We start from the raw sequence: 25,561 nt of genomic DNA, 5'->3' as shown, positions 1-25,561 counted from the left end.
ATATTTGCTGCTCTCAAAATGAACAGCAAATATATTTTCAGCATAACCGGTTTTTATTACCCCTGATCAGATGATCTCTACCATTGGCGCCCCTTCCATTACTGTATCCCCTTGGTGAACAAAAATACGGTGCACAGTTCCTGAGACTTCCGATGCAATATCGTTCTCCATTTTCATGGCTTCGAGCACAAGGATGTTATCACCTCTTTTTACAATATCTCCCTCTTTTACAGAAATATGCAAGATATTACCCGGCATCGGACACATTACGCAATATCCTTTTGGAGATTCTTTACGTTCTTCTTTCACTTGAGTATCATCGACTCTCTGCACCTGCGCATCCTCATTTTCGGGCATATTCGGGATAGCCTGTCCAAGAAGTGCTTCTCCCTCTTGTTCCGGCATGTGATTTTCATCTTGCACATTCTCCCACTCTTTTTGCCGTTGTCCTTTCAGATAATTTGCGGCAACAGTGGGAAATAATTCCAGCAGAAGTTCTTCTTTCTCATCTTTTGCAAGAAGAACACCCCCATACCCTTCCAAAACGGGGTTTTCCTGACGTTTATAAGTAGAAGTATCATAAGGGACTTCTTCCCGTGTACCGGCAATCTGTAACCGGAATTCCGGATCTACCGGAACAGGTGTTTTTCCGTATTCACCTTTTACAAGTGATACAAACTGATTGGAGGGGTTGGCATATTTCGGACGGACGTTCTTCAGGTTCAATGCCGAACTCACAGCCTGTACCCCCACGATCTGGCTGGTTGGTGTTACCAGGGGTGGCAGTCCCGCGTCAAGACGGACACTGGGGATCAGCTTCATCGCCTCAGGAAGGATATCGAGCGAATTGACCTGTTTCAACTGGGCGACCATGTTAGTGTACATCCCCCCGGGAATCTCCGCCTCTTTGACACGTTCGTCAGGTTTTGGAAAATTGAAATAGGCTTCAATAGCATGGCAGGCATCCAGCAATGCCGTTTCATCATTACGTTCGACTGCTTCAATAGCCAGCTCGAACTGTTTATCTATTTCAACCGGGATACTGTCCGTCAAAGGATTAAACGGTTTCGGGAACTGTTTAACGGCATCGTATGCTTCCAGTTCCTTCCGGATATCAAACAGTTTTTCATTGATCTTTGCCACAGCCTCCATATTCACATCCAGCTCAATTCCCAGCTTCTTGCAGAAGATATAAATCAACTCAATAGCCGGGGCTGCCGGACCACCTGCAAAATTCCAGATAACGGTATCCACGATATCCGCCCCGTGGATAATGGCAGTGAGCACGGCTCCCAACCCGAATCCCGGCGTACAGTGGGTATGGAAATCGACCGGCACCTTCAGTTGCTCCTTAAACAAAGGTATCAGTGTAGCTACCCGTGAAGGCGGGATCAACCCGCTCATGTCTTTTATGGTAATCATATCGGCACCGAGGGCAAGCATCTCTTTTGCCTTATTCAAAAAGTATTCATCCGTAAAAATGGGTGTATGGAGGGAATGCCCGGTTTCTTGCTTCCGGGAAAGGAAACCAAACAATCCTCTTTTTTTCTTTTCGGGAGAAGGAGTCTCATCATATTTCGGGTCTATGGTGTAACATACGGCACAATCCGCCATCCCTCCATATTTCCTGATCGACGTGACACTCGATTTGATATTGTCCACATCATTCAAGGCATCAAAAATACGCATGATATCCAACCCCGAAGCTACAGCATTCCTAAAAAAACCGTCGATGATTTCATCGGGATAGGGAGCATAACCATACAGGTTCCGGCCACGGGATAGCGCGGTCAATTTAGACACCCCTCCAACAACCCGATGGATCTTCTCCAGCCTGTCCCAGGGGTTCTCATTCAAAAAACGCATTACCGAGTCGGGCACAGCACCTCCCCATACTTCCATGGCATAAAAATTGGCATCCTTGTAATAGGGTAATACTCTGTCGACTTGTGATTGGTTCATTCGCGTAGCAAAAGCCGATTGCTGACCGTCACGTAACGTGAGATCTCTGATTAAAAGTTTTTGTGTCATAATAGTGGTTTTTTCAATTAAACAGGTTATACACTGCAAAAGTATAACAATAATAACTCACTTCCTATTTTAATTATGGAAAAAATTCCATAATTTGATCGAATAACTGAAAACAAGGAATTTCTCGAAAAAAAACTGTAATTTTGACCTCAAAATAACAAATTTATATTTATGAGAGAACTCACTACTCTGATCCTGTCAAGCCTCTTTTTCCTACAGGCTTCGGCAATGGACGACGCACGTATGATGCGTTATCCCGATATCAACGGAAACCTGATCGCATTCGTTTATGCAGGTGATATCTGGACAGTAAATGCCAACGGTGGTTCCGCAAAAAGAATTACCTCACACCGCGGTATCGAGTTGTTCCCCAAGATATCACCCGATGGCAAATGGATCGCCTTCTCAGCCGAGTATTCCGGCAGCCGCCAGATATGGGTAATGCCATCCGGGGGAGGTACCGCACGGCAACTCACCTTCTACAACCCCATAGGAGAAATGCCGCCGAGGGGTGGATTCGACAACGTTGTGCTCGACTGGACACCCGACAGCAAGCGTATCCTCTTCCGGGCCAATCGCACGAGTTTCGGCGACCGTAACGGACGTTACTTCACCGTGGGTATCGACGGCGGATTCGAGGAACCGCTTCCCATCGTCAACGGCGGGTTCGCCACCTTCTCGCCCGACGGATCACAACTCTGCTTCACCCCGGTCGACCGCGAATTCCGCACCTGGAAACGTTATAAGGGAGGACGCGCCACTGACCTGTGGACATACGACCTGGCAAACAACCGTTCACGACAGGTCACTCAATGGGCCGGTTCCGACCAGTGGCCCGTATGGCACGGCAATAATATCTTTTATGCATCCGACCGCGACGCGCGCCTTAATATATGGCGCTATAACGTGACTACCGGCGAAAATGAGCAAATTACACGCCATAGCGACTTTGATGTGATGTGGCCCTCCGGCCGTAATGGCAAGTTGGTCTATGAAAACGGAGGTTACCTCCATGTGCTCGATCTTGCATCCGGCAGCAGCCGTAAGATAACCGTATCCATCCATTACGACAATCCCAATCTGCAACCCTATTTCAGAAATGTGAAGGAATTTATCGGCAGTTATAGTCTCTCGCCCTCCGGTAAACGGGCACTTTTCGAGGCTCGCGGCGATATCTACAGCGTACCGGTAGAAAAAGGAGAAATACGAAATCTCACCAATACTCAAGGTGTCCGTGAAATCTCTCCCGTATGGTCGCCCGACGGCAAACAGATCGCCTACTGCTCCGATGCGACCGGAGAGTACGAACTCTACATACTTGAAAATAAGGAGGGAGCAACCCCACGACAAATCACCCACGGCTCCGCAGCATGGAAACATACGGCCGAATGGTCACCACGCAGCACACACCTCGTCTATAGCGACCGCACTATGAAGCTATGGCTGGTGGATGTCGCCACGGGCAGACAGACCGCTATTGACGAAGCGACTGCAGAAGAGATCAGAGATTACTCCTTCTCTCCCGACGGCGACTGGATAGCCTACAGCAAATCGTCTCCCAACTACCAATCCGCCCTCTGGGTGTACCAGCTTTCCAGCGGCCGTAAGTATCAGCTTACCGATGCCACTTTTTCCGACAGTAACCCGGTATTCAGCCGCGATGGAAAATTCCTCTTTTTCCTCTCCAATCGCGACTTCAACCTCGCTTTCAGTAGTTTCGAGTTCGATTATCTTTACAACAACGCTACCCGTATCTACGCCCTTCCACTGCGTGACGATGGCACAACCCTCACTCCCTACAAGGAAGACAAGGAACCCTATGGTGAGGAGAAAGACGATAATGCGGAGAAAAACGGGAAAAAAAGTACTGCAAAAGAAAAAGATAGAGGGAGTGATAGTAAATTGTCGGGAGAGATAAAAGTAAAGATAGATACAGATAACGCACGAAACCGGATACAGGCGTTACCCCTGCAACCCGGCAACTATCGCATCATTGGTGTTGTAGAAGAGGGACTCCTCTATGCCACCGGAAATAAGATCATGCGTTACAATATCAACGAAGAAAAAGCCGAAGATATTCTTGACGAGACTGGTTACGGCATCCTTGCGGCAGATGGAAAATCGTTTATCTATCGCCGGGGTAATAACTACGGTGTAGCAAAAAACCAGACAGGACAAGCTGCCGGCACAGGTACGATCAATCTTGACAACCTCAATATGAAGATCGATCCCCGTGCCGAATGGAACCAGATCTATGCCGATGCATTCCGTATCTTCCGCGACTACTTTTACGTGAATAATCTGCATGGTGTGGACTGGAAAAGTATTCAGAAAAGTTACGGAGCACTGCTTCCTTACGTACCCAGCCGATTCGATCTCGACTATATCCTCAACGAAATAGTGAGCGAAACCAATACCGGGCATGCATATGTCGACTGGGGTGATATCGCACGGGTAGACCGTATCAATGGAGGATTATTGGGTGCGGAATTAGAGGCTGACCTTTCCGCCGGCCGATACAAGATACGGAAAATATATCCCGGCGAAAACTGGAACGAAAACCGTCGATCCCCTCTTACGGAAAGTGGCATTAATGTAAAAGAAGGCGACTATATCATCCGCATCAACGGGCAGGAGCTGACTACCGCCCAAAATCCTTATGAACTGCTCGAGAATACGGGCGACCGGTATATCGAACTGACAGTCAACAACAGCCCCTCGGCTTCGGGGGCAAAAAGCTATAACGTTAAAACCATTACAAGCGAACAGGAACTAAGATATATGGACTGGGTGAATCAACGCAGGGAAATGGTCGACCGTCTTTCCGGCGGTAAGATCGGCTACATTCATGTACCCAATACAGCTGTCGAAGGCAACCGCGAACTTTTCAGGGGGATGTATGCCTACCATCATAAAGAGGCGCTTATCATCGATGACCGGTACAATGGCGGTGGCTTTATCCCCGACAGGATGATCGACCTGCTTAACCGTCGCACCCTGGTTTACTGGCACCGTAACGGATTACCACAACCGATGAAAACGCCCGGTATCGCGCACGACGGTCCCAAGGCAATGCTTATCAATGGCTATTCCTCTTCCGGCGGTGACGCTTTCCCTTACTTCTTCCGTAAAACCGGAGAAGGCAAGTTGATCGGCACCCGTACCTGGGGAGGATTGGTCGGCATCTCCGGTAACGCCCGCTTAGTGGACGGCGGCTATATCTCCGTTCCCCGCTTCGGTATCTACGATCAAACCGGTGAATGGATTATCGAAGGTATCGGCGTTTATCCCGACATAGAGGTGATTGACCGCCCCGAAGAACTGGCCAAAGGAAATGATCCCTCCATCGAGAAAGCGGTAGAGGTACTGCTTGAAGAACTCAAAGCCAATCCCCGTCCTCAGGTCACTGCACCCGCACCACCTAACCGTTCCCAATGGATTGAGGTAGAGATAAAATAGTTTATAGTCAATTATATTATTGAACAATTGCGATTTACGCGTTGTTAAATAAAATGAGTTATTCGGATTACAATCCACATAAGGGTGGTGACATGTTCCGGATAACTTTCTATTCAAAACAATCAGATTACAATAAATCACAGTCCTATGAACTATTTAAAGATTACAGCACTTTTTTTATCAGCCTTCGTGTTGCTCTCGGCTTCATGCGAAGCATCGAAAACAAACGAAGAAGAACCGAAAGAGGAGACTCTGCCCCCGGTAGAGACTGAAAAACCCAATAATCCCGATTTTAAACCCGCTTTCGAGGGACAAACCCGCGTTGCAGGCGTGAAAACGACAACTCCTTACGAAGCGACTGTTATCGCCGACGGATTAGTGAAGCCATGGGCGGTCACACCACTGCCTGACGGCCGGCTGGCCATCACAGAAAAGGGCGGTACCATGCGTATCGCCACCACCGACGGCAATGTAAGTGCTCCCATTACAGGATTTCCTGAAGTAGACGACCGGAGTCAGGGAGGATTGCTGGATGTGGCACCGGCACCCGATTTCAGTAGTAGCAGGATGCTCTATTTCACTTTTGCCGAACGGGCTGCGCAAGGCTCCCTCACAGCAGTGGGCAAAGGAAAACTCTCCGATGATGAAACAAAAATAGAGGATTTTCAAATCATCTACCGCGCCATCCCCTACTACGATAACAGCATGCATTTCGGCAGCCGTCTGCTGTTTGATAAAAACGGACATATCTTCGCTACTACCGGTGAACGGTCTGATCTCGCCACCCGTCCCAACGCCCAAAAGCTCAATACCGGTCACGGTAAAGTAATATACATCACCACAGAAGGTGAACCTGTCCCGGGCAACCCGTTTATCGGTACCGAAGGAGCACTGCCGGAGATATACAGCTACGGACACCGTAATCCGCAGGGCCTGGATATCCATCCTGTTACAGGTGAACTCTGGCTCAGTGAGATGGGCCCGCGCGGCGGTGATGAAGTCAATCTTATCAAACCGGGTAAAAACTATGGATGGCCTACCATCACCTATGGCATCGAGTACAGCGGCAATATCATCGGTGAAGGAATTACACAAAAAGAAGGTATGGAGCAACCTGTTTACTACTGGGATCCTGTCTTCTCACCCAGTGGTATGGCTTTCTATAGCTCCAACGCTATCCCCGAATGGGAAAATAACCTCTTCATTGGCGGACTCAATACTAAGCATATTGTCCGGCTTGTGATCAAAGATAACAAAGTAACAGGCGAGGAACGCCTGCTCGCCAATGAAGGGCAACGCTTCCGTGATGTGGCCGACGGTAACGACGGTGCACTCTATGCCGTAACGGATGAAGGACGATTATATAAGATAAGTAAAAAGTAAAGTTGGGGAAATTACATCATCTGTTGCCCTGATGGGCTGGAGATCATCCACATTACCCCGAACCGGTCTTTGAAACTGCCGAAGTAATCGCCCCAGAACATATCCTCCATCGGCATCTCGACCTCACCTCCGACCGACAGTTCGTTGAACAGCCTGTCAGCTTCCTCACGACTGTCGGCTGTGATGCTGATATAGTTATTATTCCCCGCTTGAAAAGGATTGCCCATACCGGGTATCGTATCCGACCCCATCAGCAGATCGTTACCGACAGGCAATGAGACATGCATTACACGGTCTTTAAAAGCCTGGGGCAGGTCCATTCCCTCCACATCTTTCATTCTCATGATTCCACCTTTAAACTCTCCGCCAAATACGGATCTGTAGAAATTGAAAGCCTCTTCGCATGTACCGTCAAAATTGAGGTACGGATCTAATTTAAGCATGATTTTTAAATGTTTAAGTGATTATATATAATGAACTATTTCGTTAAGCTAAATGAGCAGAGCCAAGCTTGCTTGAGCTATGCCATAGCGAAAAATAGTCTAATGTAATTGAAATTATTCGGGCGATTCCGCTGCTTCCTTCAGTTTGCTGATACCCATCTTACTCATTTTCAACAGGGTAAATAGGTTGATGATCTTTTTGTGCCATGATTTTATTGTTTTAGATCGATGTTCTGAATAATTAGATATTACAAAAATAGGGTACCGACTTTTTAAAACACTTATCTTATGACAAGAAAAGCCAAATGGCTAATGAAAAGTTAATTCTTTGCGGATACGGCTTAAAGAGGTATCAGTGATGCCAAGATAGGTCGCGATCTGCTTCAATGGAGCCTGCCTGATTACTTGAGGCTTTTCTTTGATCAACTTCAGATACCGTTCTGTCGCTGTTTGGGTGATCATCTCTACCGAGCGTTGTTTTGACTGGAAAAGCTGTTCCGACATCCATGCCCTGCCCCATTCATTCAGTCCCTGGATAGAGTGATATAACATTTCAAACCTGTCCAGATCGATCTTCCAGCAAATACAGTCGGTCAGCGCCTGAATATATTCATCCGAAAGGGTTTGTTGAAACAGTGACAATACTTCAATAACAACCTCATGGTTGGAGAAAAAACTGGTGGTAATCTCATTTCCGTCGTAATCATAGACAAAAGACCGCATCAGCCCGTTCTCAAGGATCAGGTAACTGTCTGATCTCTCACCTCGTTTCAGGAAGAAATCTCCTTTATTGAACATCACTTCGGTATGTACATCCCTAATCACCGTAAGATCCTCTTCCGTCAGTAACGGATGCCGGTATACCTCTCTCAAAGTTTTCTCCTTATCCATCTTGGTCATCGATGCTTTTTCAGTAACAGGGCCATCTTTCACTTTTTCGGATTCTCATCCTTTTCTTTCATTCTCAAGAGAGTAGCCTCTATGGCTTCTTTTACTGAAGGATAAGTAAATTCATATCCTGCATCGATCACCTTTTGTGATGAGATGCGACTGCCATACAGTACCATATCGGCTGCCTGTCCCATAAAGAGCCGCAGCAGAAAAGCCGGTATCGGCGGCATAAGAAAAGGACGCTTCATCTCTTTGGCCAGCGTCTTCATAAACCCGGCATTGGTGATAAATTCCGGTGCGACCGCATTATAAACGCCCTGCATCGCACTATCTTCTATCGCTTTCAAATAGAGGCGGCAAATATCCTCAATATGGATCCAACTCAGATATTGTCTGCCCGAACCCAGTGGTGCTCCTAATCCGAACCGTGTCGGCAGCACCATCTTTCCGAAAGCTTCACTATCTTTGGATATCACAAAGGCCGTTCGCAACGCCACCGTACGTACATCCAGTTCATCCCTGAACCTGAAAGCCTCGGCTTCCCATTTCCGGCAGGTACGACTCAGAAAATCACTATCTGCGGGATTATCCTCCTCAGTGAATATCTTCTCTCCCGTCTCCTGTCCGTAAAAACCGACCGCCGAAGCAGAGATAAATGCCTCGGGCTTTTTATCCATCTTTTTCACTGTCTCCAGCAACAATTTTGCCGTCTGCACACGGCTCTCTACAATCTTCTGTTTCTTCAACCGCGTCCAGGAGCCATCACCTAAGTTTGATCCGGCCAGATGAACGATCACGTCGGCCTGTTCCACAGCCTCCCTGTCGATCTCTCCTTTCCGGTAATCCCAGCGATAGCGCGGAATCTGCGCCTTCACATACCGTTCACGACTTAACCAGATCACCTTGTATCCTTTCCCGATGAGCAGTTCCGATAGCCTTTTGCCCACCATTCCCGATCCGCCTGTAATCAAAATCGTCTTCATTTGTAATCCTTTAATAAAGTTAGAAACAGTTTCTTAGACGCTCCATCAGATAAACAAAAAAAGAGCGCAATTGTTGCCCTCTTCACTATATAATATCATATTTCACGGCACATTAAACAATTCATACAGAACAGCTGTTATTTCATAAATAACACCAATCAACCAGAATTAATTATGAAAACTATTTATCATCCGGCTACCTCCCGGGGGTATGCCAATCACGGCTGGCTAAAATCTGCTCATACATTTAGTTTTTCCAATTACTACAATCGTGCGAGGATGCATTTCGGTGTGCTTCGGGTAATCAATGACGACTATATAGAAGGGGGAGGAGGTTTCGGCACCCATCCTCACAACGACATGGAAATTATTACTATACCCCTGGAAGGCGATTTGGAACATAGGGACAGCATGGGTAACGGCGGTGTGATCCGCAATGGGGATATACAGGTGATGTCTGCCGGTACAGGAGTAACCCACAGCGAGTTCAATGCGAACAGCGACCGGCCTGTGGAACTGTTACAGATATGGATCTTCCCTCGTGAGAAAGGCATCACGCCAAGATACGAGCAAATGCATATCGCCGATTCTGCAAAACCCAATGATTTCCAACAGATCATCTCTCCCTACAAAGAAGATGAAGGATTGTGGATCCATCAGGACGCATGGTTTCACCTGGCTCATTTCGAGAGTGGTGTGTCGAAAGAATACAACCTCAAAAAAACGGGAAACGGCGTCTATATTTTCGCCATTCGGGGAAAAGCCAAAGTTGGTGATCAAATACTGAACAAGAGGGATGGTTATGGTATTTGGGATACCGACCATTTCCCTCTTGAAGCATTGGAGAATTCAGAAATTCTTCTGATGGAAGTTCCTATAGAACTACCGAAATAAAATTATTTAACCACAGATCATCTTCTGCTCATAGCAATCATGATATAATAGAGCAATGTAGCAAGGGAACTGAGTGCTGCCACCACATAAGTGTATCCGGCCCAGCGAAGGGCATCTACCGCCTGATTGTGGTTACCTGCATCGGTAATACCGGCGCTGCTGAGCCAACGGAGAGCACGGTTGGTAGCATTCTTTTCCACCGGCAGTGTGATAAAACTAAAGAGTGTGGAAAGTGCAAACATTGCAATTCCGAACCAGAGAAGCATAGGGAAGGTCTGGATCAGGATAATACCAGCCAGGATCACCCACATGACCCATTTGGAGGTAGACGAAATCACCGGCACCAGTGCCGAACGCATTTTCAAGGGTGCATATCCTTTCGCGTGCTGGACGGCGTGTCCCGTTTCGTGAGCTGCCACCGCGGCAGCCGCCACGCTATAAGATCCATATACCGGCTCACTCAAATTGATGGTTTTATTCAACGGGTTATAATGGTCGGTTAACTGCCCTCTTACCGAGATCACCTGTACATCGTATATCCCGTTGTCATGCAGCATCTTTTCCGCCACCTCTTTCCCCGTCATTCCGTTACGTAAGGGAATTTTTGAATACTTTTTGAATCGGCTCTGCAGCGTACCTTGTACGATCCAGCCGGCCACCGCAATTGCAATAAATATAATCCAGATTGTTGCCATTAATTATATAGTTAAGAAAATATTTTTCAATTTTAATTTTTAAACTTTCAATTTTTAAAACATCTCAGAGACGGCAAAAGTTCATAGCCTTCGCCTCATCCACGAACAGGATTCTCACTCTAACAGAACAAAAACCATGCCTAAATTAGCCAAAATCATAAAAGTGAGTTATAAATGAGTTTTCAAGGCATGAAATGAGTTATAAGTGAGTCAAGAGGAGTGATGAATGATAAATTATGAGTTATAAGTGAGGAACATAAATGAGAAGTGAGTTATAAGTGAGTTAAAAAAGAGCGCCTGATAGGGGCGCCCTTATGAAATTCCATATAAAAAAGTAGGGATCATCTTATAATTGTCTGTGCACGGTCAGGTCCGAGTGATACGATTGCAATCGGCACTCCCAATTCCGTTTCCAAAAAGGTCAGGTAATTGTTGAATTCTTCAGGAAATTCGTCTTCCGACTGCATCTTTGTCATATCAGTCTGCCAGCCGGGAAGCTCAATATAGACAGGTTCAATTCCATCCGAGATGTCATAAGGCAGGTCTTCGGTCTCTTCGCCGTTCACCCTATAGGCAACACAGGCTTTGATTGTCTCAAAGCTATCCAACACGTCACTCTTCATCATTACCAACTTCGTAACTCCATTCAGCATAATGGTATACCGCAGCGCTACCAGGTCGATCCATCCACAACGGCGCGGCCGTCCTGTCACAGAACCATATTCGTTACCGTTATCTCGCAACCGTTGCCCGTCCTCATCTGACAGTTCCGTAGGGAAAGGACCGCTGCCTACCCGTGTGCAATAAGCCTTGAAGATGCCGTACACCTCGCCGATCCGTCCGGGAGCTACTCCCATTCCGCTACAGGCACCGGCACAAATAGTATTGGAAGAAGTTACGAAAGGATATGAGCCGAAATCTATATCCAGCATCGACCCTTGTGCACCCTCGGCCAGCACCGAACCACCTTCCGCCAGATGTTTATTAATAAAATGTTCGCTGTCGATAATTGTGAACTCCTTCATCTTCTCAATTCCCTCGAACCACGGCTTTTCGAGGGCAGGCAGGTCATATTCCAACTGGTAATGGTCGAGCAGTTCCTTGTGTCGCAGCACTGCATTGCGATATTTCTCCTCAAAGTTGTGAAACAGGTCTCCGACCCTCAATCCGTGGCGTCCGACCTTATCGGTATAAGCAGGGCCTATACCCCGTCCCGTCGTGCCGATCCTGGCATCACCCATTGCTTTTTCCGAAGCCGCATCCAACAGGCGGTGCGTCGGCAGGATCAGGTGCGCCTTTTTAGAGATAAAAAGTCTGTCGGTGAGTGTGTGTCCTGAAGTTTCCAACCCTTCCACTTCCTGCTTAAAGAGTGCCGGATCGATCACCACCCCATTTCCTATGATATTTATTTTTCCATCCTGAAAAATTCCCGACGGGATCGATTTCAGAATATATTTCTCTCCTTCGAATTCCAGCGTGTGTCCTGCATTAGGTCCACCCTGAAACCGCGCCACCACCTCATACTGAGGCGTAAGCACATCAACCACTTTTCCTTTACCTTCGTCGCCCCACTGGAGCCCTAAGAGTACATCAACTTTCATTTTTTATTTTGTTTACCGTTGCTTTTATTCTGTTTTGTTTCCGTCTTACGTGCCAGTTTCCTCAGTTCCATCCGTTTAGCGTGAATGCACTTGCTGCATGTGCCGTAGATATAAGTGCTATAGTAACTCACTTTAAACTTTCTGATCTTTTTGAGCTGGACAGGCGTCAGCAGATCACCCGTCATCTCACGTACCTCTCCACAAGTTGTACATATAAGATGGTCATGGTTTTCGTTACCATAAGCACGTTCGTATTTCGATATATTCGCTCCGAACTGATGTTTCACTACCAGTCCGCAATCCAGCAACAGTTGAATGGTATTATAAAGTGTAGCACGACTCACCCGGAAGTTCACTTCAATCATAGAGTTATACAGAGAATCCATATCAAAATGTCCCCGGGTAGAATAGATATGATCGAGAATCGCAAACCGTTCGGGTGTTTTTCTATGCTTATGGAGTGTCAGATACTCCATAAACTCGCTTCTTACCTGTTGCTTCAATTTTTGAGCGGCATCCATAGGCTACAAAATTATTCTATTTTTTCGATTTTCCACCTCTTTTTCAGTTGAAAATTACCAATTACTAATTACCAATTACCAATTATCACGACCACATTTCATTTCCCCACAGACTACCTGCTCTTTCACCTCACTTAATCACATAGGCACCTTTTCACTTTCCTCCTGGTTCTGATATTCTTTGTCCGCCTTCCCTCCTTTCCACTCTTCACTCTTCATTCTTCACTCTTCACTCTTCATTCTTCACTCTTCACTCTTAATTCTTCATTCTTCACTCTTAATTCTTCATTCTTAATTCTTAATTTCTCACTTCACCATTTCCGAGTGGTAGAAGAAAGCCGGAATGCACGGTCCGCTCTCATTATGGTACGCATCCGATGTGGTAATATAGTAGTAATAAGCCTTATCGTTGTCTTCCGCCCGGTAGTGGAACCGTGGTTCCCGCAATCCTACCGCCATCAGGTTTTCCGCATTATCGAGACTCAGTGTATCGCCTTCGCTCCGATAGACGTTATAAGTTACTCTCTCATCCCCGTTTCCTTCCCATGAAAGTTCAAAGACACCGTCCTCATTTTTCTCCGCCCGCAGGTCATAAGGACTGTCGGGAATGGAATCGCTCAGCCAGGTCATAGGCGGCAATTTCGCCGGGTATTTGTAATACTCCTGCAATTCCCGCAAGATACCTTTCGTATTGGAGAGCACGTTATCGGCACGGAAATAGGCCTGTCCCTGTGTATCCTTCCGGCGGGTATAATCCACCTGGTTCAGTATATCACGGTGCGACCATCCCAATTCGATCATTTGATACGCCCCCAGCCCCGGTACCACGATCCGGCCGTTGCCATGCTTCAACCAATCGTCCACAAAAGGGTAAAAAAGTCCCTCCTTATAATACATCATCGGATAGATCGCATCATGCTTTCCCATCATCATCCACTTACCGGCGTCCTGCGATACCGTCTCCAGCGCAGTCCATCCCCCTCCGTTACTACCCAATGCACGATACCGTCCCAGCGGGGCGCTACTCACCTGCACCCACGGCTTTAACGCCTTCACCTGGTCGTACGCTTTCGTCACAAAGCGGGTAATATTATCCCTGCGCCATTCATCCCGTGTCTTCCCTTTGCCATGCAGCCGGTACATTCCATCGTCGGGGAAGCGTCCCCTGTTATCCGGATAGCGGATATAATCAAAATGGATCCCATCCACATCATAACTGGAGACGATCTCTTTCACGATCGAGAGCAGATAATCGTCTGTACGCGGATTCCCCGGGTCGAGAAACCACTCCCTCTGAAATTGTTTGGTGATGGAAGGATTTTTTTTCGTTACAGACCTTGCTCCTAAGCTGCGCACATGCCGGTCATTTCCCAGGGGGTAAGTGACTATCCAGGCATGGCATGCCAATCCCCGCTTGTGGCATTCCTCCACAACAAAGGCAAGAGGATCGAACGCGGGACGTCCCGGCCCGACAGGAGCAATGAGGGTAGACATCGGTTCGATACGTGAGTTGTAGAGTACTTCCCCCCTGCCTCTCACCTGAAAGAGTACCGTATTGAAATTGTGCTTCTTCAGGTTATCCAGTATCTCTGTCAGTTCTCTTTTTTGCACTTCAACACTGGTACGGTTATGCGGCCAGTCCAGCCCGTAATTGGTAGTCAGCCAGACTGCTCTCACTTCCGTCGCCGGGGGCCCGGACGAAAACAACCCTGTTGTCCCGGTCAAAAACAAAATCAGCAGGGGAAATATTTTGTGCATAATAGAATTGGCAATCGTCGTTATCATCCTCTCTCTTTTCGCGAAGCGGATGCAAAATTAGCACAAATAGAGACGTTTTGGCAATCAATTTCAAAATGTTAACAGTTTTGGATTAAATAGAATGACTCTGTCCTGGCTTTTATTTAAAGGAGAAACGATTTAAATAAGGATAATAGAAATATCTGTTATTTTTTGATAAGAAACGGCATCCAAGCCCCGTTTTAATTTTCCGAAATGATCACGAAGGGATTTCTTACCCTTGCGACTTTGTATGTTCCCCAACGCATCCTGAACTTTCTGGGGGGGGGTAATTGGTTTATCTATTTCTATGACCATAATACAATTAATATTAGCTATGAAATGTTCTAATGAGAACAATACAAAAATACAAAATTTCCATATATAAAACAAATATGAAAATAGTTAGTCCAAGGATAGCAGCTTAACATTCCACTCCATTCCTTGTACATGAATGGAAAAAGCATTAATTTCGGGACAGGAATTGATGTTATGATAAACCGTTAAGTATGGCAGAAAAAAGATGGCTGGCAGCTTATGTGAAGATGCACCACGAGAAGCGGGTACGCGACCGCCTCACGGCAATGGGTATTGAGAACTTCCTGCCGGTACAGGAGGAAGTGCGGCAGTGGAGCGATCGTAAGAAGAAGGTGGAGCGGGTACTCATCCCCATGATGATTTTCGTGCGTGTCGATACCCAAGAGCAGCGTAGTGTCATTACTTACCCTTCAATATTACGCTATCTGACACTACGCGGCGAACATAGTCCTACGGAGATACCTGCGGAACAGATGGAACGTTTCCGCTTTATGCTCGACCATTCTGACAGTGCCGTCAGTTTCAGCACCGACGACCTGCAACCGGGCGAGAAGGTACGAGTGGTCAAAGGGCCGCTTGCCGGCCTCGAAGGCGAGCTAATCACGGTGGAGGGTAAATCCAAAATTGCCATCCGCATCCATCAGCTTGGTTGCGCCGAAGTAGAGATAAACGCTTCCATGGTAGAAAAGATTTTATAGTTTGCCATGACATATCCGGAGATTTATTTGTATTTTTGTAAATGATGCGCAACAAAGATGAAATTAAGTCGTATTTATTGGCCAAATTACAAAAAGAAAATGTTTTCTGGTCTTTTGATAAAAGTTCTTGTCAGAAAATAAGTGATTGGAACCTTATCAAGTATGCGCTTATTCATCTGGATCTTCCCGAAATTGATTTATTATTCAAGGTGTTTCCCAAAGGGAAAATAAAACGGGTTTGGCTTGACGAGGCGGTTATCCAGGGAAATTATTTAAGGAATATGAATATCTGTTTAGCCAATCTGTACTTCGACATCAAACATCCTGTCCAATATCTGAAAAGGATGGAAACCTATTATTTAAACAGAGCCTGAAATCGTTTATGGATAAATCATTAGTCGATAAAACGAAAAAAGTTATCGAATCCATATCCGGAATGGAATCGATCAGGCCCTACATCCTTGTCGGAGGTACAGCCCTCTCTTTACAAATAAAAAACAGGCTTAGTGAAGACCTCGATTTTATGAGATGGCAACAACACAACGGTGAAAAGATGGATATAGACATCAAATCCATTACTAAAGAAGTAGAGTCTGGGCATATCATAGACAAAATAAATATTTTGGACAACAATCAAGTGGAGTTTTTTATTGACGGTGGAGTTAAACTTTCCTTTTATGCGCCGGAAAGAAAAGCTCCTCGAATAAATAAAGTACATTTTCTTAATAATTTATATCTGGCGGATATAGATACGATAGCATCCCTTAAAATGGAGACGATGCAGCGCAGAAACAGTTTTCGAGATTATTATGACCTTTACTGTATTCTCAAAGAAAAATCGGATGAAGAAATAATCCGGATTATCGACAATTCCCTCAAATATTCGGGCCATTTAATGAAAAGCAAAAACCTATTGGGTAAATTAGGTAATTATGAGCGATTTACAAAAGATGAAGCCTTTAAGCAATTAGAACCTAAATATGATATTTCCTCACGGGAAATTGCCGAATTTATGAATCGCAAGGTAAAGACAGCCTATAAAAGGCAGTAATCACGCATTTTTCTTACCTTTGTTGTCGAAATTGAAACATTCAGGAACATGATCATCGCTATCGACTTCGACGGAACTATTGTGGAACATGCCTACCCCGACATCGGCAAACCCATCCCTTTCGCCATCGACACGCTCCTGCAGATGCAGAAAGACGGACACAGGTTGATCCTGTGGACGGTACGCCGCGGCCGCCTCCTCCAGGAGGCCATCGACTACTGCGCCCAACGGGGACTCTATTTCTATGCGGAGAATGAGAACTACCGGGGTGAAAACAAGGAGTTGGGAGAAGAGGTTTCACGCAAACTGGGTGTCGATATGTTTATCGACGACCGCAACCTGGGGGGACTTCCCGACTGGGGTGTCATTTACAACGCTGTTAAAGCGACTGCCGAAGGAACCAATGCGCTAAAGATCATGGCAGGCCAATCACCTATGGCAGAACCGAAGAAGAAAAAACGTTGGTTTTTCTGAGTATCACCCAACTACGATTCCCATGCGCATCCCCATTTTTCACTTTTCCTATTTCAGAAAGGTCGGAATATGTTTTTTTATTGTATTTTTGCACGGTATTCCGATTGGGACTGCTTGCATGTATTGTGACAGGTAGTCACAAAGTGCAACCAAAAACGATCGTTTTACCACCACAGAAATTTATAACGACAAAACTAAGACTATATGCATAGAGAGACCAGGATTACCGTATTGATCACGTTATTGTTTTTCCTGTCCTGCGGGCTGTTTGCCCAGATGAGCGACCAGCAGGTCATACAGGAGTTGCGAAAGTACGAAAACTCGGGCATGTCGCAACAGCAGATACTCACAGAACTGCAAAGAAAGGGAGTCACCACCGCCCAACTGCAACGGCTCCGTGCGCAGTATGAAGAGAGGCAGAATGTTACCGACGGCGGCGTGGAATCTAACTACGACCCTTCGGAAAAAAGCTTCCGGGATATGTCCGAGATACCGGTCATCACGGCACAAACAGTACAGGCAGCGCCCGAAGACCGGGTTTACGGTCAGGACTTTTTCACCGCTGGCAACCTCACTTTCTCCCCCAACATGAATATGCCCACCCCGGCCAACTACGTGCTGGGGCCCGGTGATGAAGTAATTATCGATGTGTGGGGTAATTCCGAACTAAACGTGCGTTATACCATCACGCCCGACGGTTATATTGTTGTACCCGGTTTAGGAAGGATCATGCTGAACGGCCTTAACGTACAACAGGCCGAATCAAAAATACGCAACGAGTTCTCTTCCATCTATTCCGATCTCGGCTCCTCCACTCCCGGCACATTCCTTGCCATCTCCGTAGGCAATGTGCGCACCATTAAGGTGAATGTAATGGGCGAAGTGTCCACTCCGGGTACCTATACCCTATCCTCTTTCGCGTCGGCATTCCATGCCCTCTATGTATCGGGAGGGCCTTCCAGGATAGGAAGTCTACGTAATATCCGCATCTTCCGTGCCGGCAGGAATGTTGCAACTGTAGATTTATACGAATATCTGATGAAGGGTAACAATACCCAGGATATTAATCTTCATGACGGTGATATTGTGATGGTAGAACCGTATAGTACACTGGCACAAATCACAGGAGAAATCAGACGCCCCATGTGGTACGAGATGCGAGAAGATGAAACGCTTGAAGATCTGATTCGCTTTGCCGGCGGATTTAGCGGCAATGCTTACCGGGCTAATATCTCGCTGCTCAGAAGAGGTATCCATGAGATGGAAGCTTTCACCGTCAATCAACCTGAATACGCTACTTTCAAACTGCAGGATGGAGATCAGATCGATGTTGACAGCATCTCTGAAAAATTTTCCAATATGGTAGAGATCACAGGAGCCATAGAACGCCCCGGAAAGTATGCTGTGGGAGACCGCATCAAAACCGTACGCGATCTGGTGGAAGTCGCCCTGGGACCTACAGGAGATGCTTATCTTCAACGTGCATTGCTCTATCGTGAGCAGGATGATCTGAGGCAGAGTATGGAGTCATTCGATCTGGAGGCCCTACTCAATAATCGGATCGCAGATATTCCACTACGTAAGAATGATCGGCTCCATATCCCTTCCATCTTCTCTCTCGAAGATAGTGTTACAGTATCTGTCGGCGGCTCTGTCCGGGCTCCGGGTAACTACCCTTTCGCCCTGAACATGCGTATCGAAGACGCACTCCTGCGGGCGGGCGGATTGAGCGAAGAAGCCTCCACGGCGCGGGTCGACGTTTACCGGCGCATCAAGGATCCCTCCAGCACCACCGTCCCACGTACGATGAGCGAAGTATATACCTTTACCCTGGAGGAAGGGAAGATCGTCTCGAGCGACCCCACTTTCGTCCTGCAACCGTTCGACCAGATCGTGGTGCGCCGCTCACCCGGCTACGAAGCCCAGGAAAATGTCACTATTTCCGGAGAAATACTCTTCGGCGGCCGCTATGCCAAGAAGGCTCGGAACGAGCGGCTCTCTTCACTGGTGGAAAGGGCGGGAGGTTTGACCGAATACGCCTATCCCAAAGGCGCCAGGCTGCTGCGCAGGCTTACCCCCGATGAAATGGAAAGGGGCCGCAAGGCGCTGATGACCCGCGCCCGGATGGAAAAAGACTCTACCTTTGTCGATGAGCTCGACCTCACCGTGCAGTATGTGGGGATCGACCTGGAAAAGGCGTTAAAGAGGCCTGGCGGGGCCGACGATATCATCCTCCGTGAGGGTGATGTGTTGACCGTTCCCCAGTTCAACAACACCGTCAAAATCTCCGGGGGGGTGATGTATCCCAATACCGTCACCTACCAGAAAAATCTGAAGCTGGGCGGCTATATCCGACAGGCAGGGGGCTACTCACGTTTGGCAATGAAAAGCAAGCCTTTCGTGATTTACGCCAACGGCAAGGTCGCCACCGGCCGCTGGGCAAGGATCGAACCGGGCTGCGAGATCGTGGTTCCCGAGAAACCCGACAGGGAACCGATGTCTTTACAGGGAATACTGGGTATCTCCACTTCCATCGCTTCCATCGCCCTGTTGATCAGCAACCTTGTTAAATAATCAAACAAAGCAGACAGATGGTACAAGAAAAATATTCAGAGGATAATAATAGAAACCTAATTCCATCGCAGGAGGCAACCGATGAAATCGATCTAACCGAGATTCTCCGGAAGTTATGGGTAAAACGGAAGTTTATCCTGAAGACCACCGGCATCTTCCTCCTGATAGGCCTCTTTGTCGCCCTTTTCTCCCCGATAAAATATACCGCGCATTGCACGGTCGTTCCCCAGAGCGGAAAAGATGGCTCGGGGGGCAACCTGGGCGGACTTGCCGCCATGATGGGTGTCAATATCGGTACCGGGGCCAGCGGAGGGGAGACCCTCTCTCCTAACGTTTATCCGCAGATCGTGAAGAGTGTGCCTTTTACCCGGGAGATCATGCAAACCCCCATAAAAGTGGAAAAGTCTGAAGGCAAAGAGATCACACTGTACGACTTCTATACGAATAAAGAATACCAGCCGTTCAATCTTATAGGAAGCGTCAAAAAATATACCATCGGGTTGCCTTTCCTGCTTATAAACGCTATCCGCGGAAGCGATATGCAGGAAGAGGCGCACCCTTCCGACAGCCTGTCCCTCCCTACCCTTAACAAAGACGAAGAACGGGTATACCAGGCAATCCAGGGATCGATGCAACTGAATCTGAACGCAAAAGAGGGGTATATCACTATCGATTATACTTTTCCCGAAGCCGAAGCGGCAGCGCGGATCACCGATAAGGTGCGCAAAACATTGGAACAATACGTGATGGCATTCAAGTCGGAGAAAATGGAAGACAACCTCGCGTTCGTGCAACAAAGTTTTGATGAAGCGCAAGAGGATTTTCAACAAAAGCAGGATCGCCTCGCCATCTTCCAGGACGCCAACCGCGGATTGACCACCGCTTCGGCGCGCGCCACCGAACAGCGTTTGCGTAGCGAATACGATATCGCATTTACGGTCTATAATGAACTGGCCAAACAACTGGAGCAGGCCAAACTGGCGGTAAAGGAATCCAAACCGGTGCTTACGGTGATTGAACCGGTAGTTGTGCCGGTACAGAAAAGCGCCCCGCGGCGTTCCATCATCATAGCCGGCTTCCTCTTTCTGGGATTGGTAACCGCCATCGGATGGATATTTACGAAACCCTTCATAGCGGAAGTGGTACAAGGTGTTAAACAGGAAAAGGAAGAGTGAAACCTTTTCCTGTTCAATTATATCCATCTTAGAACCGCACATACAAAATATGGCAAGTAGTCACGGATAAGGAATGGTTAAGTTTTTACGTCATAAAATTTGCAGATTTATTTTCAAATCGTAAATTTGCAAGAAAAAAAGATGATACATCGAACCATATCCGAAAAACTAATCGCAATGGGGGCCAAATTTCCTATTGTGACGCTTACCGGGCCCAGGCAATCAGGAAAATCCACGTTACTAAAATCGACATTAGCAGGTTACAAGTATGTTTCCATGGAAGATCCTGACAGTCGGCTGCTCGCGATAGATGATCCGCGGGGCTTTCTTCGCACCTATTCCGATAAAACCATCATCGACGAAGTGCAACGCGTACCCGATTTATTCTCCTATTTGCAAACGCACGTCGACAACGGGAACAGGGAAGGAATGTATTACCTGGCCGGATCACAGAACTTCCTCCTGATGCAGTCCATCAGTCAATCGCTCGCGGGCAGGACCGCCATCCTCACGTTATTACCACTTTCACACGAAGAGTTAAAGCAAGCCGGCATAGCCCCGTCAACGAGCGACGAAGAAATTTTTCATGGAGGATACCCAAGAATTTACGATAAAAGCATTCATCCTGCCGACTTCTACCCAAACTATATTCAAACCTATGTTGAGAAAGACCTGCGGTTGTTGAAAAATATTGAAGACCTGAGTAAATTTATCCGGTTCATCAAACTATGTGCCGGCCGTATCGGACAATTGCTTAATCTTTCCTCACTTGCCAATGAAGCAGGAGTCGCTGTATCTACCGTTCAATCCTGGCTATCCACACTGGAAGCCAGCTATATACTCTACCTGTTAAAACCCGATCATCAAAATTACGCCAAACGGCTGGTCAAATCGCCCAAACTCTATTTCTACGATACCGGGTTAGCATGCTCGTTACTGGAGATTGAGGAGGCAGCACAGGTATCTACCCATTTTTTACGGGGAGGCTTGTTCGAGAACATGGTGATCAATGAATTTATAAAAGCCTCATTACATGTGGGACAAATACCCCGCCTCACATTTTGGCGAGACAGCACGGGCAACGAAGTAGATCTCCTGGTATCTGTCAAAGGCAAACAAAAAGCCTACGAGATAAAATCAGGCGCCACTTACTCTCCCGATGACTTCAAGGGCGTTAAAGTCTGGGCCAGGCTATCACAAACCAGGCCGGAGGATTGTCATGTCATATACAACGGTGACCGCGGTTTTTCCACTTCATCCGGCGAAGTCCTCCCGTGGCCGGAACTTTCAAATACCTTTCAATAGCCGCATCATTCCGACACCTATTACCATTCCTGCTACTACTCCTGCCAGGAAAAGCTTGTAATTAAACCGGAGAGTTGTCGTTTTCTCTTTCAACGCCCTGTCCTCACGGGTTTGTTTATCCACTGTAAGAACCCGGTTCCTGTCCTCAACAGCGAAATTTTCACGTGCCGCGAACATCTCCTCATGCCGCTCCTCGGCCTCTTCCGTTACTTTTCCGTAGCGGATCCCGGTGGATGTAATGATTTCCCGTAACACCCGCTGCTTCCCGGTTACCGTGTCCACCGGAGCGGTTGTGTCATATTGTATCTCGTACCGGCGTGTCTCGCTCCTGAGACGGATATTCTCTGCCCTTGCCCGCTTTACATCGGCTTGGAGGAAGGCAATTTGAGCCTCTTTCCGGTACAAACTGTCGGACAACATCTGCACGGCGGAACTGTCGGTGCGGGTAACAATCCTTTCGGTCACCACCCGGCCCGGCTTGCATCCCGCCAATCCCGACGGCAACAGCAGGACGGCGACGAAGGCCACAAAGGCTATCTTCAGGGCCTCTAAAAATTTCCTGTGATATTCCGCAATCCGGCGCGCGCAGTCCAAGCCGTTCACAATCCTTCTGGCATTCACCGGATCATCTGTATGGTCATTGAAATAATCTTCCAGCGAAACCCCGGTGAAGTCTCCCCGGTTGGAGCTTCCCCGCGTCATCCCCTCTACCAGGATCCTTGCCGAGATATCCGGTTCTAAAGCGAGTTCGGGATGCGTCAACAAAGGATACCCCAACAGTTTCCCCATCCTTTCATAATTCTCGTACCAGGTCAGTTGCACATCGCCGCGGCCAAAATACAACCGGTCGGGGTAGGTGTACACCGTGCCATCTTGCTTGCGCTTCTCTCCATACGGCCTACCCTTCCCTTTGCCGGTCTCCTCCACCGGCTGCATGGTCCCGCCCGTCTCGTGGTACGAAGTGGCAAGCATGTAGGCGCGCCATCTCTCATCCGTGATGCCATAAACATCGAACGCACTTAACTTTGTCTCGATACCGTCCCTGCGGCTTAATGACAGTCGCCCATTGAAAAGCGACCGCCCGATTGTATCAAAAAACACCCTTTTGTCCATTTTTAGTTTTTAGTTTTTAGTTTTTCACTCTCTCCTAAACGTCCCCATGGGCGGTTTGCGATTCTTGCAATCCTCCACTTCACAATAGTGGTAATCCCCGTCTTTCCGCCACGCCAACTCTGTCTCCATCGTTTTCTCCAAGGCGGTAATCCTCCTGTAATCTTCCGTCCGCTGCGACTGCAGCAACTCAAAAAGCGCCACGGTACGTTCCAGCAGTCCCATCATCTCCGTCGCCGCGGAGGCATCCTCCCGTTTGGCGGCCGCTTCCGACCGGGTGGCGTCGCTTTTCTTGATGCGCCTGTTTTCCTTGTGGTTTACCACGGTTGAAATCAGGCTCCCCAATGCCCCTCCGCCTATGAACGAGCTAAGCAAAGGGAACAATTCACTGTTTATTTGAAGCATATCTGTCATTGTTTAAGAATGTGAGTAAAAGAACCGCCCCAAGGCAGGGCGGTTCCCAATGAATAACAACACCGTCATGCGGGCACCACTTCATGCCTGCCCGCGTACACGGAGTCAGATACCAGCTCGCCATCTTCCGAGATGAATGCCACAAAAGCTTCCACCTCTTCACCATTCCACGCAGGCGGCAAAGCCAATGATCCGGAGCCATCCCCTCTTGTTCCGGCCTCCAGGTCATACACTGCTTCCTGGCTGCCCGGGTTATAGGCGAGAATCATCGCCCGGTCTGCAGTCGAAGCGTTATTGATCACGTCCGTGTCCCACGTAAAATTCAGCCTTCCGGCTTCACAAACGGTAATCACGTTATTCGCGACATACAAACCACCTCTTGCAACAGCCACTTTCGCGAAATCAATCCCGAAGTCGGGATACTCCCCTTTCACGGCATTATTGATGTTATACGACATGGCCGCACTGAAAGCACTGTTACTTGCACCGGCGCTGTTTTTGAATCCCACCCGGATAACCGGGAGAATTGCCCTCATAAATTTTCCCATCAACGAAAACTTGTTCCGTTGCGTGACCTGTTTCCGGGTCCTCGGATTCCTGATGCTCGAGGGCAGACTTCTGATGTAGTCGATACCTTTCCACGAGGCGCCAACCACGTTCCCTACTTTTCCGGAGAAACCTCCCAGGATACCTTTTTTAATTGTTCCCATAATTGTAATTGTTTAATAGTTTGACATAATCGGACTTGGCCTTATCCGGAAGCAAAGGACACCATTCTCTACGGGTCGCGCAATAATCGGTCAATTTGTCGTCATTTGTCTTCGTTTTTCCTTATCTGTCCCCATTTGACCCTGTTTGGCCTTGTTTTTACCCATTTGTCTTCATTTGTCCTCCTATTATCCTGTTACCGTCCCTATCCTCACTCTTGGTTTCTCACTTTTCACTTTTAGTTTTTCACTTTTCACTTTTCTCCCTATTATAATTCTCATTTAGCAAAGCAATGATATCCGACTTCTTGTAGTAGCATTTGCCGCTCACCCTGGAATACGGGAGCAGCCCGTTGATACGCCACCGTTGCAACGTGCGCGGGGCAACGTTCATTTTCAGTAGCACGTCCTGTCCGTCAATCCAGTCCAACCATTCGGTTAAATCAATATTCTTCATATCAACTTCTTTTGTATTAAAATAAAATCATCCCTTCCATTGCGGGGAAGGGGCGTACATAACGGCCCTATACATGGCATCCGTTTTCTTTCGCTCCCATGGCAGATTATTAAAAACACCTCTAAGAAACAGATATTAAACGAATTACCTGCAATATAATAATTTTCCGGCTATTTCATTATAGAAACAAAATTTTCATTACCCCCCTTTGGCACGGGGCAAGCCCGGTCCGGGGCTTGTACCACCTCATTTCCTCTTCATATTCCCCTTATATTCTCCTCATCAATTTATGAGGAGGCCCCCCTAAGTTCAACTTAGAAGTGCAACACCCGGGTGTTGTTTTTTGAAATGATTTCTTCAAAACAATCATGAAAAACACCGCGGGGGTTTGCCTAACGGCCGGGGGCGCGAAGCCCCCGAGGAGAGTCAAGCGGCAACATAAAAGAAAAAGGAGACCGAAGTCTCCCTAAAATTAACTATTATGTTGCTTATGAGAAAAAAATACAAACAGTTAACTTCAGAACAAAGGTACGCGATTTATTTAGGTATAAAAAATGGTGACAGCCAGCGAACCATCGCAGAGTCCATAGGGGTCAGTCCT

At 47.4% G+C, this 25,561-nt stretch carries 23 protein-coding genes; 11 read left to right on the top strand and 12 right to left on the bottom strand.

Annotated elements, in window-relative coordinates; genetic code table 11:
* Nucleotides 1-66 precede the first annotated feature (66 nt).
* Nucleotides 67-2,031 (bottom strand): biotin/lipoyl-containing protein, encoded by a 1,965-nt coding sequence (locus F597_RS0114035; RefSeq protein ID WP_019540390.1) that lies wholly within the window; start codon nt 2,029-2,031, stop codon nt 67-69.
* A gap of 171 nt (nt 2,032-2,202) precedes the next feature.
* On the opposite strand from F597_RS0114035, the gene F597_RS0114030 reads away from it, so the two are divergent.
* Nucleotides 2,203-5,490 (top strand): S41 family peptidase, encoded by a 3,288-nt coding sequence (locus F597_RS0114030; RefSeq protein ID WP_019540389.1) that lies wholly within the window; start codon nt 2,203-2,205, stop codon nt 5,488-5,490.
* Nucleotides 5,491-5,637: 147 nt separating this feature from the next.
* The gene (locus tag F597_RS0114025) at nt 5,638-6,873 is read left to right on the top strand and encodes a PQQ-dependent sugar dehydrogenase (RefSeq protein WP_019540388.1); all 1,236 of its coding nucleotides are present in this window, start codon (nt 5,638-5,640) and stop codon (nt 6,871-6,873) included.
* A gap of 11 nt (nt 6,874-6,884) precedes the next feature.
* On the opposite strand, the gene F597_RS0114020 is transcribed toward F597_RS0114025, so the two are convergent.
* The 3 genes from F597_RS0114020 to F597_RS20895 all read right to left on the bottom strand — a co-directional run bounded on the left by F597_RS0114020 (nt 6,885) and on the right by F597_RS20895 (nt 9,190).
* Complete coding sequence (locus F597_RS0114020; protein WP_019540387.1) at nt 6,885-7,316, bottom strand: VOC family protein; 432 nt, start codon at nt 7,314-7,316, stop codon at nt 6,885-6,887.
* Between the two features lie 309 nt (nt 7,317-7,625).
* Nucleotides 7,626-8,249: a Crp/Fnr family transcriptional regulator gene (locus tag F597_RS0114015; protein WP_221406107.1), complete on the bottom strand. Its 624-nt coding sequence runs from the start codon at nt 8,247-8,249 to the stop codon at nt 7,626-7,628.
* Nucleotides 8,246-9,190: a TIGR01777 family oxidoreductase gene (locus F597_RS20895; protein ID WP_019540385.1), complete on the bottom strand. Its 945-nt coding sequence runs from the start codon at nt 9,188-9,190 to the stop codon at nt 8,246-8,248. The genes F597_RS0114015 and F597_RS20895 overlap by 4 nt, the downstream gene beginning before the upstream one ends.
* 174 nt (nt 9,191-9,364) lie before the next feature.
* On the opposite strand from F597_RS20895, the gene F597_RS0114005 reads away from it, so the two are divergent.
* Complete coding sequence (locus F597_RS0114005) at nt 9,365-10,084, top strand: pirin family protein (RefSeq protein WP_019540384.1); 720 nt, start codon at nt 9,365-9,367, stop codon at nt 10,082-10,084.
* Nucleotides 10,085-10,101: 17 nt separating this feature from the next.
* Here the strand turns inward: F597_RS0114005 and F597_RS0114000 are convergent, their stop codons facing one another.
* The 4 genes from F597_RS0114000 to F597_RS0113980 form a co-directional block, all read right to left on the bottom strand.
* Nucleotides 10,102-10,779, bottom strand: a complete 678-nt coding sequence (locus F597_RS0114000) for a zinc metallopeptidase (RefSeq protein ID WP_019540383.1) — start codon at nt 10,777-10,779, stop codon at nt 10,102-10,104.
* A 341-nt stretch (nt 10,780-11,120) separates the two neighbouring features.
* Nucleotides 11,121-12,380 carry an adenylosuccinate synthase gene (locus F597_RS0113995; protein WP_019540382.1) on the bottom strand — a complete coding sequence of 420 codons (1,260 nt, stop codon included), beginning with the start codon at nt 12,378-12,380 and terminating at the stop codon, nt 11,121-11,123.
* Entirely contained in the window at nt 12,377-12,901 is a 525-nt protein-coding gene (locus tag F597_RS0113990) for a Fur family transcriptional regulator (RefSeq protein WP_019540381.1), read from the bottom strand. The genes F597_RS0113995 and F597_RS0113990 overlap by 4 nt, the downstream gene beginning before the upstream one ends.
* Nucleotides 12,902-13,207: 306 nt before the next feature.
* Entirely contained in the window at nt 13,208-14,686 is a 1,479-nt protein-coding gene (locus tag F597_RS0113980; RefSeq protein ID WP_019540380.1) for a glycoside hydrolase family 10-like protein, read from the bottom strand.
* A gap of 500 nt (nt 14,687-15,186) precedes the next feature.
* Here F597_RS0113980 and F597_RS0113970 point away from each other — a divergent pair, with 500 nt between their 5' ends.
* The 7 genes from F597_RS0113970 to F597_RS0113940 all read left to right on the top strand — a co-directional run bounded on the left by F597_RS0113970 (nt 15,187) and on the right by F597_RS0113940 (nt 22,272).
* Nucleotides 15,187-15,693, top strand: coding sequence for a UpxY family transcription antiterminator (locus tag F597_RS0113970; protein WP_019540378.1), 507 nt, complete (start codon nt 15,187-15,189; stop codon nt 15,691-15,693).
* A gap of 41 nt (nt 15,694-15,734) precedes the next feature.
* Complete coding sequence (locus tag F597_RS0113965; protein WP_092120302.1) at nt 15,735-16,067, top strand: hypothetical protein; 333 nt, start codon at nt 15,735-15,737, stop codon at nt 16,065-16,067.
* Nucleotides 16,068-16,075: 8 nt separating this feature from the next.
* Complete coding sequence (locus F597_RS0113960) at nt 16,076-16,744, top strand: nucleotidyl transferase AbiEii/AbiGii toxin family protein (protein ID WP_019540376.1); 669 nt, start codon at nt 16,076-16,078, stop codon at nt 16,742-16,744.
* A gap of 48 nt (nt 16,745-16,792) precedes the next feature.
* On the top strand, nt 16,793-17,218 hold the full coding sequence (locus tag F597_RS0113955; protein ID WP_019540375.1) for a BT0820 family HAD-type phosphatase: 426 nt from the start codon (nt 16,793-16,795) through the stop codon (nt 17,216-17,218).
* A 204-nt stretch (nt 17,219-17,422) separates the two neighbouring features.
* Nucleotides 17,423-19,792, top strand: coding sequence for an SLBB domain-containing protein (locus F597_RS0113950; RefSeq protein ID WP_019540374.1), 2,370 nt, complete (start codon nt 17,423-17,425; stop codon nt 19,790-19,792).
* 17 nt (nt 19,793-19,809) lie between these two features.
* Nucleotides 19,810-20,967: a Wzz/FepE/Etk N-terminal domain-containing protein gene (locus F597_RS0113945; RefSeq protein WP_019540373.1), complete on the top strand. Its 1,158-nt coding sequence runs from the start codon at nt 19,810-19,812 to the stop codon at nt 20,965-20,967.
* 141 nt (nt 20,968-21,108) lie between these two features.
* Nucleotides 21,109-22,272, top strand: a complete 1,164-nt coding sequence (locus tag F597_RS0113940) for an ATP-binding protein (RefSeq protein WP_026327474.1) — start codon at nt 21,109-21,111, stop codon at nt 22,270-22,272.
* Here the strand turns inward: F597_RS0113940 and F597_RS21720 are convergent.
* From F597_RS21720 to F597_RS20885, 4 genes are all read right to left on the bottom strand, one after another.
* A complete protein-coding gene (locus F597_RS21720) occupies nt 22,255-23,385 on the bottom strand; it encodes a glycoside hydrolase family 19 protein (RefSeq protein WP_019540371.1) in 1,131 nt (376 codons plus the stop codon). The genes F597_RS0113940 and F597_RS21720 overlap by 18 nt on opposite strands.
* A 24-nt stretch (nt 23,386-23,409) precedes the next feature.
* Nucleotides 23,410-23,787 carry a hypothetical protein gene (locus tag F597_RS0113930; RefSeq protein ID WP_139298065.1) on the bottom strand — a complete coding sequence of 126 codons (378 nt, stop codon included), beginning with the start codon at nt 23,785-23,787 and terminating at the stop codon, nt 23,410-23,412.
* Between the two features lie 74 nt (nt 23,788-23,861).
* Nucleotides 23,862-24,506 (bottom strand): DUF6266 family protein, encoded by a 645-nt coding sequence (locus F597_RS0113925; protein ID WP_019540369.1) that lies wholly within the window; start codon nt 24,504-24,506, stop codon nt 23,862-23,864.
* A 244-nt stretch (nt 24,507-24,750) separates the two neighbouring features.
* Nucleotides 24,751-24,960: a helix-turn-helix domain-containing protein gene (locus F597_RS20885; protein WP_019540368.1), complete on the bottom strand. Its 210-nt coding sequence runs from the start codon at nt 24,958-24,960 to the stop codon at nt 24,751-24,753.
* A 490-nt stretch (nt 24,961-25,450) separates the two neighbouring features.
* Between F597_RS20885 and F597_RS22070 the strand changes: the two genes are divergently transcribed.
* The coding region (locus F597_RS22070; protein ID WP_169337984.1) for a helix-turn-helix domain-containing protein at nt 25,451-25,561 on the top strand (111 nt) is incomplete at its 3' end.

Source organism: Proteiniphilum acetatigenes DSM 18083 (assembly GCF_000380985.1).
GTDB lineage: Bacteria > Bacteroidota > Bacteroidia > Bacteroidales > Dysgonomonadaceae > Proteiniphilum > Proteiniphilum acetatigenes.
Note: the sequence above shows the minus strand (reverse complement) of the source record. Positions and strands in the feature narration are given on the sequence as shown.

Coding starts and splice junctions, on each gene's coding strand:
- F597_RS0113940 (WP_026327474.1), top strand. CDS start 21,109: ATGATACATCGAACCATATCCGAAAAACTAATCGCAATGGGGGCCAAA.
- F597_RS0114020 (WP_019540387.1), bottom strand. CDS start 7,316: ATGCTTAAATTAGATCCGTACCTCAATTTTGACGGTACATGCGAAGAG.
- F597_RS0113945 (WP_019540373.1), top strand. CDS start 19,810: ATGGTACAAGAAAAATATTCAGAGGATAATAATAGAAACCTAATTCCA.
- F597_RS0113930 (WP_139298065.1), bottom strand. CDS start 23,787: ATGCTTCAAATAAACAGTGAATTGTTCCCTTTGCTTAGCTCGTTCATA.
- F597_RS0114035 (WP_019540390.1), bottom strand. CDS start 2,031: ATGACACAAAAACTTTTAATCAGAGATCTCACGTTACGTGACGGTCAG.
- F597_RS0114000 (WP_019540383.1), bottom strand. CDS start 10,779: ATGGCAACAATCTGGATTATATTTATTGCAATTGCGGTGGCCGGCTGG.
- F597_RS0113970 (WP_019540378.1), top strand. CDS start 15,187: ATGGCAGAAAAAAGATGGCTGGCAGCTTATGTGAAGATGCACCACGAG.
- F597_RS0113980 (WP_019540380.1), bottom strand. CDS start 14,686: ATGATAACGACGATTGCCAATTCTATTATGCACAAAATATTTCCCCTG.
- F597_RS0114025 (WP_019540388.1), top strand. CDS start 5,638: ATGAACTATTTAAAGATTACAGCACTTTTTTTATCAGCCTTCGTGTTG.
- F597_RS0113990 (WP_019540381.1), bottom strand. CDS start 12,901: ATGGATGCCGCTCAAAAATTGAAGCAACAGGTAAGAAGCGAGTTTATG.
- F597_RS0113995 (WP_019540382.1), bottom strand. CDS start 12,380: ATGAAAGTTGATGTACTCTTAGGGCTCCAGTGGGGCGACGAAGGTAAA.
- F597_RS0114005 (WP_019540384.1), top strand. CDS start 9,365: ATGAAAACTATTTATCATCCGGCTACCTCCCGGGGGTATGCCAATCAC.
- F597_RS20895 (WP_019540385.1), bottom strand. CDS start 9,190: ATGAAGACGATTTTGATTACAGGCGGATCGGGAATGGTGGGCAAAAGG.
- F597_RS21720 (WP_019540371.1), bottom strand. CDS start 23,385: ATGGACAAAAGGGTGTTTTTTGATACAATCGGGCGGTCGCTTTTCAAT.
- F597_RS20885 (WP_019540368.1), bottom strand. CDS start 24,960: ATGAAGAATATTGATTTAACCGAATGGTTGGACTGGATTGACGGACAG.
- F597_RS0113955 (WP_019540375.1), top strand. CDS start 16,793: ATGATCATCGCTATCGACTTCGACGGAACTATTGTGGAACATGCCTAC.
- F597_RS0114030 (WP_019540389.1), top strand. CDS start 2,203: ATGAGAGAACTCACTACTCTGATCCTGTCAAGCCTCTTTTTCCTACAG.
- F597_RS0113925 (WP_019540369.1), bottom strand. CDS start 24,506: ATGGGAACAATTAAAAAAGGTATCCTGGGAGGTTTCTCCGGAAAAGTA.
- F597_RS0113960 (WP_019540376.1), top strand. CDS start 16,076: ATGGATAAATCATTAGTCGATAAAACGAAAAAAGTTATCGAATCCATA.
- F597_RS0113965 (WP_092120302.1), top strand. CDS start 15,735: ATGATGCGCAACAAAGATGAAATTAAGTCGTATTTATTGGCCAAATTA.
- F597_RS0113950 (WP_019540374.1), top strand. CDS start 17,423: ATGCATAGAGAGACCAGGATTACCGTATTGATCACGTTATTGTTTTTC.